General features: G+C 38.4%; 4 protein-coding genes. 3 read left to right on the top strand and 1 reads right to left on the bottom strand.

Annotated elements, in window-relative coordinates; all coding sequences use genetic code 11:
• The 3 genes from ACO1O5_RS02025 to ACO1O5_RS02015 all read left to right on the top strand — a co-directional run.
• On the top strand, window positions 1-2,035 hold a 2,035-nt coding region (locus ACO1O5_RS02025), incomplete at its 5' end, for a tetratricopeptide repeat-containing sensor histidine kinase (RefSeq protein ID WP_486267963.1).
• 3 nt (window positions 2,036-2,038) lie between these two features.
• Entirely contained in the window at window positions 2,039-2,794 is a 756-nt protein-coding gene (locus tag ACO1O5_RS02020) for a LytR/AlgR family response regulator transcription factor (protein ID WP_486267962.1), read from the top strand.
• A 118-nt stretch (window positions 2,795-2,912) separates the two neighbouring features.
• Window positions 2,913-3,416: a hypothetical protein gene (locus ACO1O5_RS02015; protein WP_486267961.1), complete on the top strand. Its 504-nt coding sequence runs from the start codon at window positions 2,913-2,915 to the stop codon at window positions 3,414-3,416.
• 99 nt (window positions 3,417-3,515) lie between these two features.
• Here ACO1O5_RS02015 and ACO1O5_RS02010 read toward each other — a convergent pair.
• Window positions 3,516-5,046 (bottom strand): efflux RND transporter permease subunit (locus ACO1O5_RS02010; protein ID WP_486267960.1); only part of this gene is annotated, 1,531 nt, incomplete at its 5' end.

Here is a 5,046-nt window from a genome sequence, read left to right as displayed (position 1 = left end):
CGCCCGGATTGATTGTTTAAATGAGTTAAGTTTAGCCTACACCTATTTGCAATTAGATTCGGCTACCTTATATGCAAGCGAAGCAATTAAGGAGTCGTTACGAATTAATTACCAATCGGGACTGATCATGTCCATGAATAACAAGGCACGCATTGCAGGCCTGGGTTTTCGCGATTTTCCATTACAGGAAAAAATTTGTCTTCAAACAATACAATTAGATAAAAACGAAAGCAATAAAAAAGAATTGGTGGAAACGTATATGACCCTGGCATTAGCTTATTTCTGCCAGGGTAATTTCGATAGTGCAACGGATGCATGTAACAAAATAATTCAGCTTTCACAAATTACTGGTAACAAAAAAGCCCTGGGTGAAGCGACAACGTTATTGGGATCCATTAGTTTTGAAAGCGGGAATTATGAAAAATCATTCGAATACTTTAACCAAAGTCTGGCGATATTTAAAAGCGCTAAGGATTCGTTTAATACTGCAATTGTATTAGCCAAGATCGGTGACCTATATCATTTAGCGGGTGATAGTAAAACCGCGTTGAATTTCTATTCTCAAAGTTTGGTGTATCCACAGGGCTCCTCTTTAACCTGGCATCCGTTGGTAGACCTTGGCGATACTTATTATTTACTGGAACAATTTGATTCATCATTATATGACCAGGAAAAATATCTGCAGACCATCAAATACATGACCATAAGAAGCAACTATACAACGCTTCCCCGCATCCTTGTTGCAGAAAAGCATATTTCATCTAAAGAATATAAACAGGCGCTTACCATACTTATTGCTGAACTGAAACTTTCGGAAAAGAATAATGATAAGAATCGAATAATGCGATTGCTGCTTGACATTGGTAAGGCTTACGGAGGAGAAAAAAATTATGAAAATGCACTCACTTATGCCAGGGATCTTTTGCAGAATGCAAAAAGTCACAATGAAAAACAATACATCCGGGACGGGTATAAATTAATGTCAACTTTGTATGAATCGGTGCATCAGGTTGACAGCGCATATTATTATTACCGGCAGTACAACTTAATGAAGGAATATGTAGCAGTTGAAGATTTCAGTAAAAAGCTCGCTATATATAAAGCGGTTACCGAAAATGAAAAAAGGCAGGCTCAGATAGAATTGCTCAACAATGAAAAAGTGATCAATCAACAACAGTTCCTTATCACTAATCAACGTTTAAAGAATACATCAATTCTAAAAAATATTTTGATCATTGGCGTTTTTGTCCTGGCATTACTTGGTTTTATAATCTTCAGGAATGTTACGCTGAAAAGAAGGAATGAGGCAACCCGGCATGAGATTATAGAAAAGGAATTAACGCTGCAGAAACTTGAAAGTGAAAGAGCCAAAAGCGAGATGCAGCAAAAGGCATCCGAATTAGAAATGCAGGCGCTTCGTGCACAAATGAATCCCCATTTTATTTTTAACTGTCTTAATTCTATCAATAGATTTATTATTGCGAACGATGCAGCAATGGCTGCGGATCATCTTACAAAATTTGCAAAACTCATCCGCATAGTTTTAGAACAATCTGGAAAGTCTTTTATTTCGCTTGAAGATGAATTGGCTTGCCTGCGATTATATATGGATCTTGAGACGCTTCGTTTTGAAGTTCCTTTTATCTATGAAATCGACACCAATCAAATTGATACATCATCAGTACTAATCCCTTCTTTATTAATCCAACCATTTGTTGAAAATGCAATCTGGCATGGTTTGCAAGGGAGTAAAAATATTAATAATAGGATCAGCATTAACTTGAATCTCGAAAACGGAATACTACATTGCAGTATTATTGACAACGGGATGGGGAGGATGAATAAAAATGAAGTAGCTGCAAAACAGGAAAGGACTAAAAAATCTCTTGGCATAGAATTAACCAGAACCCGGTTGCAACTGATAGATTCTTCGAAAAGTAATGAGGTTGGAATAGTCATTCACGATTTAAAAAATGATTTGGGAGAAAATGCAGGAACTTGTGTAGAAATAAATATTCCTGTAAAAGATATTTGATTTATGATTAAGGCAATTATAATTGATGACGAAAAACATTGCATCGATAACTTGCAGTGGCAACTGCAGCAATATTCCCCGGAAGTAGAAATAGTTGCTACTTGCGGTGATGCAGAAAGCGGATTGCAACAAATACAACGGGAACAACCCCAACTCATTTTCCTCGATGTTGAAATGCCCGGTATGACCGGCTTTGAAATGCTTGAGGCACTAAAGGAAATTAATTTCGATATTATTTTTACTACTGCGTTTGACCAATATGCAATTCGTGCTATAAAATTTGGTGCGTTAGATTATCTCGTGAAACCTATTGATAAAGACGAGTTGCGCGAAGCGGTAAATAAACATTTGCAACATGAGCAACGGGATTCATTAAAACAACTTACGGCTTTACTAAGCCATATCAAGAAGAGCAACGATCTTTCTTTTCAAAAAATTGCACTGCCAACGATGCATAGCTATGAGCTGGTTCCCCTGAATAATATTGTCGTTTGTGAAAGCAATAGCAATTACACCGATGTGCGTTTGAATAGTGGACAGCATTTCCTTATTTCTAAAACATTGAAACAAATAGAAGACCTGCTGGATATGCCTCCGTTCTTTAGGGTTCATAATTCCTATCTTGTAAATCTCCAGTACGCGATCCGTTATGTGAAAGGCGAAGGAGGTTATTTGGTTTTGAATAATGATATGACGGTTCCTGTCGCACGTTCTAAAAAAGAAGAGTTGCTTGAATTAATTACCCATCTTTCGGCTTAAAAAAATTCCTTCCGTCAATCTCTCATTTGTTCCCGCAAAATTCTCATTTCCGGTGATAAAATTTTTAAAGGAGGTATAGATTTAATCAATCATTAAATAAACTTTAAAAATTATTATTATGAAAACAAAAATTATTTACCAGGCATTTATCAAAACCATTTTTGGCGTAGCATTAATTACGACATTCGTTAGTTGCAAAAAAGAGGCAATTCCTCCGGATGATTCCGCCTATGATTTAAATGTTGTTCTTCGTGGAGACGCTAAATCTATGCCTGGTAGCTCCGGCTTTATCGAGTTTCGCCAGGATCCCGATACTGCCAGGATTGTCGACTTGAATACCTGGGTTCACCACCTGCAACCTAATCATTCCTACCTGCTGCAGCGTGCTGTAAATCCAATTACCGATGCAGACTGCTCAAGCACCGCATGGCTTACGCTTGGTTTGGGATTGACGCCACAAGATATCAGGACAGACAATCATGGCGACGGACATGCTGATTTGTGGCGTGCAATTACTTCCATTGCCCGCGGCACAAAATTTCATATTCATTTTCAAATAGTGGATGGAGTAACATTGGCCACAGTATTAACCAGCGATTGTTATGATTATACGGTGAGATAACATTTCGAAGTCTCTTATATAAGTGTTATGTTTATTTTTATGGTCGCGGCAGCAAAATTGTTGCCGCAACCATTTTTTGTTGCCGTTACAATTTTATAATTATCTGTTTGGTTTCTCCAACTTACTCACTACGCCCATTCTTCTCAAAAAATTCCTGTTTGATCTTCTGTGCATTAACTGGTGTACTAACGAAAAGATTACCGGAAGAATTAACAGTGTTAGGATGGTTGATGTAACCAACCCTCCAATTACAACTATGGCTAACGGTTTTTGTGTTTCACTGCCAATGCCATGAGAAATCGCTGCCGGTAACAAACCTATGGCTGCCATTAATGCTGTCATAACGACCGGGCGTACGCGTGAAATAACGCCTTTGTAAATGGCATCATCCAGATGCATTTTTTCCTCGAGATTTTTTCTGAATACGCTTATAAGAATTACGCCATTCTGGATACAGACACCAAACAATGCAATAAAACCAATACCGGCGCTGATGCTAAAGTTAAAGCCTGTAATATGCAATGCGAGGATACCACCAATTAAAGCGAACGGAACATTTAATAAAGTAAGAAGTGCATCTTTCACATTATTGAATGTTATAAATAGAATTAGAAAAATGGCGAGCAGGCATATAGGCACCACCTGCGATAATGTTTTGGAAGCTCTTACCTGGTTTTCAAACTCGCCGTTCCATGTTGTATAATAACCTCTTGGCAGATGAACATTTGCGTTTACCCTTGACTGTGCATCGGCAATGGTGCTTCCCAAATCACGACCGCGATTAGAAAATTTTACTGCGATATAACGTAGATTATTATCCCTATAAATGAAGGCAGGCCCCGTAATGGTTTTTATATCCGCGATTTCTTTTAAAGGAATTTTGCTGTTGTCCTTTCCCGGCATCATCAGGTTTTCAATGGCTTCCTGATCCACGCGGTAGGGCTTTTCGTATCGCACCCGTACATCAAATTTTCTTTCGCCTTCATACAGTTGTGTTGCCGCTTTACCCCCAATAGCCATTTCTATTACGCTTTGCGCATCAGCCATTACAATTCCATATTTTGCCATCTTTTGCTGATCGAGTTCTATCCTGAATTCAGGCTGCCCGAGATTTCTCTCCACCCCAAGATCTTCTATGCCATTTACATTTTTTAATTGCGCCATCACATCGTTTGCCGCTTTGTCAAGTACTTTGAAATCACTCCCGAAAATTTTTACAGCAAGTGACGCATTTACACCTGATACGGCTTCTTCCACATTATCGCGTATCGGTTGAGAATAATTAAAAACAATGCCCGGGTATTTTTTAAATTGCGTATCCATTTCTGCAATCAATTCGTCTTCGCTTATTTTTCTTTTCCATTGTTTTTCGGGATACAGGTCTACCTGGGTTTGCACGTTATAAAAACCTTTTGGATCTGTACCATCATTGGGTCTTCCAACCTGTGCCAGCGTTTGTTTTACTTCGGGAAATTTATGCAGGATAGCTACCATTTTATTACTGATTTCATTGGCTTCCGGCAAACTTACACTCATGGGTAGTTCTGCCTCCACCCAAAGTGCGCCCTCATTTAATTGGGGTAAAAATTCAGTCCCCAAAAACTTTGCGGAAAAAAAAGTGATTAGCATG

It is taken from the genome of Ginsengibacter sp. (genome assembly GCF_057362405.1).
This window is presented reverse-complemented; position numbering and strand designations above follow the sequence as displayed.

Bases quoted from the DNA above. Each gene is read 5' to 3' on its own strand.
- ACO1O5_RS02015 (WP_486267961.1), top strand. From the start codon at position 2,913: ATGAAAACAAAAATTATTTACCAGGCATTTATCAAAACCATTTTTGGC.
- ACO1O5_RS02020 (WP_486267962.1), top strand. From the start codon at position 2,039: ATGATTAAGGCAATTATAATTGATGACGAAAAACATTGCATCGATAAC.